Source organism: Flavobacterium sp. LM5 (assembly GCF_002017945.1).
Lineage (GTDB): Bacteria > Bacteroidota > Bacteroidia > Flavobacteriales > Flavobacteriaceae > Flavobacterium > Flavobacterium succinicans.
Map to the genome: position 1 here is coordinate 1 of NZ_MUFX01000041.1, position 3242 is coordinate 3242.

Genomic DNA, 3242 nt, shown 5'->3' on the forward strand with positions numbered 1-3242 from the left:
AGGTTTTCCTTTTACGATGACACTTTTTAGGTTTTCTGCAATAGTGTCATTTGCGTTGTTTTTGTCAATTTTAAAGTTTTTGTTGTTAGTAGTACTTGTTTGCGATAAGGCGGGTAGCAACGTAAATAGAAACAACAAGAGACAGGTATATTTGCTAAACATGGTTTTTTGAATGTGATATTTAACTAAAAATAATTCTTAATTAGACTTAATATAAATAATTTTGCGCAAAAATACCGCCTTAATCCCTCTATCGAATAGGGAAAAACGGATTATAACTTTGTAAAAACGGATTATATTTTGAAACTTATTTCAAGAATTGTAGAGCAGCAGCAGCCCATTTTGTCACTAGAAACGGTTAATTATTATCAGTTAAAGAGTCACTTTTACAGTGAAACAATTCAAGTGAAGAATGGCGAAACAGATCAAATTACATTTCAATACCAGATAGCCGATGGCGTTTATGATCGTTTACGCACAAATGTTTTTTGCAGCAGCAACAGCCATTGAAGTTCAAATCGTGGGAGAATCTATTGTAATGAATTTTTTCTCAAGTTCACATACAGTGGAACAAATAGAGCATCTTGCGGGAGAAAAAAATTCTGTTGAGCACACACATAATATTTTTTTATGCTTCTAATTTTAAGGTTATCTATACCGTACCTGCTTTTCAAAAATTAGATTGTTTTTCAATAATTCTAGCACCGGATTATTATTCGAAATTAATAGATGCAAATTGGGCACTTCATGAAAGTTTTTCACAGCAAATTAAATCAAAGATTACCAGTTATCTATCAATGCAATATGCGTCTTTTAATTCTGGAATTCAATGGATTCTTCACGAAATTAAGACTTGTAAATTTGAAGGGGTTATAAAAAAAATGTATTTAGAATCTAAAATCAAGGAGCTGCTCATTTTTCAATTGGAGATATTAACTAGTACAGATCATAAGATTGTTATTGAAGATGGAAATAGGGCTAAGCTAGATCAAGCCAAAGTCATCTTGCAAGAAAATTACACAAATGCTCCTTCATTATCAGAGCTTTCTAGAATCATTGCACTGAACGAATTTAAATTGAAAAAAGGATTTAAATCGTGTTTTAATTGTACCATAAAAACGTATGTTACTCAACTCAGAATGGAACGCGCAAAAGAATTGCTTAAAAATAAAATTTTAAATGTAAGCGAGGTGGCATATCAATGTGGCTATAAAGATGTATCACATTTTTCGGCTGCATTCAAACAGTTTTATGGATTTACACCGGTTAGTTTTAGACAGAAGCAATAAAGAAGTTTTCCAGAAAAATACATCATTATTAAGTCATAAAGTCAAAAGTTATAAGTCAAAAGACAATTTGCCTTTTGACTTTATGTCTTTTTATTTAAAGTGTTTTTTTTTTGTTTTTCTACAAAAGTATTGGATTGTAATTCCAATAAATCTGTTGCATTTTTTCGTTGTAAATCATACAATCTTTTGTCTTCGGCAATATCCGCATACACTTTGTCGTGCATACTAGCGCTGGTTTGTACCAAAAGAGTGCGTTGGTATTGTCCGTTCTATTGTTTCTAATGTTGTTGTTTTTAGCCATAGATAACTTCACCTATTATTGGCGACAATTATTGGTCAATCCAATAGGGAAGTATGTTACAAACTAAAAACCTCGAAACAGCATTAAAAGCTACAATAGAACAGGCAAATACCAAGGCACTCTTTTGGTACAAACCAGCGCTAGTATGCACGACAAAGTGTATGCGGATATTGCCGAAGACAAAAGATTGTATGATTTACAACGAAAAAATGCAACAGATTTATTGGAATTACAATCCAATACTTTTGTAGAAAAACAAAAAAAAACACTTTAAATAAAAAGACATAAAGTCAAAAGGCAAATTGTCTTTTGACTTATAACTTTTGACTTTATGACTTAATAATGATGTATTTTTCTGGAAAACTTCTTTATTGCTTCTGTCTAAAACTAACCGGTGTAAATCCATAAAACTGTTTGAATGCAGCCGAAAAATGTGATACATCTTTATAGCCACATTGATATGCCACCTCGCTTACATTTAAAATTTTATTTTTAAGCAATTCTTTTGCGCGTTCCATTCTGAGTTGAGTAACATACGTTTTTTATGGTACAATTAAAACACGATTTAAATCCTTTTTTCAATTTAAATTCGTTCAGTGCAATGATTCTAGAAAGCTCTGATAATGAAGGAGCATTTGTGTAATTTTCTTGCAAGATGACTTTGGCTTGATCTAGCTTAGCCCTATTTCCATCTTCAATAACAATCTTATGATCTGTACTAGTTAATATCTCCAATTGAAAAATGAGCAGCTCCTTGATTTTAGATTCTAAATACATTTTTTTTATAACCCCTTCAAATTTACAAGTCTTAATTTCGTGAAGAATCCATTGAATTCCAGAATTAAAAGACGCATATTGCATTGATAGATAACTGGTAATCTTTGATTTAATTTGCTGTGAAAAACTTTCATGAAGTGCCCAATTTGCATCTATTAATTTCGAATAATAATCCGGTGCTAGAATTATTGAAAAACAATCTAATTTTTGAAAAGCAGGTACGGTATAGATAACCTTAAAATTAGAAGCATAAAAAATATTATGTGTGTGCTCAACAGAATTTTTTTCTCCCGCAAGATGCTCTATTTGTTCCACTGTATGTGAACTTGAGAAAAAATTCATTACAATAGATTCTCCCACGATTTGAACTTCAATGGCTGTTGCTGCTGCAAAAAAACATTTGTGCGTAAACGATCATAACGCCATCGGCTATCTGGTATTGAAATGTAATTTGATCTGTTTCGCCATTCTTCACTTGAATTGTTTCACTGTAAAAGTGACTCTTTAACTGATAATAATTAACCGTTTCTAGTGACAAAATGGGCTGCTGCTGCTCTACAATTCTTGAAATAAGTTTCAAAATATAATCCGTTTTTACAAAGTTATAATCCGTTTTTCCCTATTCGATAGAGGGATTAAGGCGGTATTTTTGCGCAAAATTATTTATATTAAGTCTAATTAAGAATTATTTTTAGTTAAATATCACATTCAAAAACCATGTTTAGCAAAATATACCTGTCTCTTGTTGTTTCTATTTACGTTGCTACCCGCCTTATCGCAAACAAGTACTACTAACAACAAAAACTTTAAAATTGACAAAAACAACGCAAATGACACTATTGCAGAAAACCTAAAAAGTGTCATCGTAAAAGGAA

5 protein-coding genes are annotated in these 3242 nt (G+C 31.3%); 2 read left to right on the forward strand and 3 right to left on the reverse strand.

Annotated elements, in window-relative coordinates:
* Positions 1 to 605: 605 nt before the first annotated feature.
* The gene (locus BXU11_RS17140; protein ID WP_139363544.1) at positions 606 to 1289 is read left to right on the forward strand and encodes an AraC family transcriptional regulator; all 684 of its coding nucleotides are present in this window, start codon (positions 606 to 608) and stop codon (positions 1287 to 1289) included.
* Positions 1290 to 1369: 80 nt separating this feature from the next.
* Here the strand turns inward: BXU11_RS17140 and BXU11_RS17145 are convergent, their stop codons facing one another.
* Positions 1370 to 1513, reverse strand: coding sequence for a hypothetical protein (locus BXU11_RS17145; RefSeq protein WP_223253777.1), 144 nt, complete (start codon positions 1511 to 1513; stop codon positions 1370 to 1372).
* Positions 1514 to 1735: 222 nt separating this feature from the next.
* Here BXU11_RS17145 and BXU11_RS18475 point away from each other — a divergent pair, with 222 nt between their 5' ends.
* The gene (locus BXU11_RS18475) at positions 1736 to 1864 is read left to right on the forward strand and encodes a hypothetical protein (RefSeq protein WP_255373963.1); all 129 of its coding nucleotides are present in this window, start codon (positions 1736 to 1738) and stop codon (positions 1862 to 1864) included.
* A 94-nt stretch (positions 1865 to 1958) separates the two neighbouring features.
* Here BXU11_RS18475 and BXU11_RS18640 read toward each other — a convergent pair whose 3' ends face one another.
* Positions 1959 to 2108 carry an AraC family transcriptional regulator gene (locus tag BXU11_RS18640; RefSeq protein WP_078213383.1) on the reverse strand — a complete coding sequence of 50 codons (150 nt, stop codon included), beginning with the start codon at positions 2106 to 2108 and terminating at the stop codon, positions 1959 to 1961.
* Positions 2083 to 2727 carry a helix-turn-helix transcriptional regulator gene (locus BXU11_RS17155; RefSeq protein ID WP_078213384.1) on the reverse strand — a complete coding sequence of 215 codons (645 nt, stop codon included), beginning with the start codon at positions 2725 to 2727 and terminating at the stop codon, positions 2083 to 2085. Before BXU11_RS17155 ends, BXU11_RS18640 begins: the two co-directional genes overlap by 26 nt.
* Positions 2728 to 3242: the final 515 nt, after the last annotated feature.

Excerpts from the sequence above, each read along its gene's own strand:
- BXU11_RS17145 (WP_223253777.1), bottom strand. The coding sequence starts at position 1,513 with ATGCACGACAAAGTGTATGCGGATATTGCCGAAGACAAAAGATTGTAT.
- BXU11_RS18475 (WP_255373963.1), top strand. The coding sequence starts at position 1,736 with ATGCACGACAAAGTGTATGCGGATATTGCCGAAGACAAAAGATTGTAT.
- BXU11_RS18640 (WP_078213383.1), bottom strand. The coding sequence starts at position 2,108 with ATGGAACGCGCAAAAGAATTGCTTAAAAATAAAATTTTAAATGTAAGC.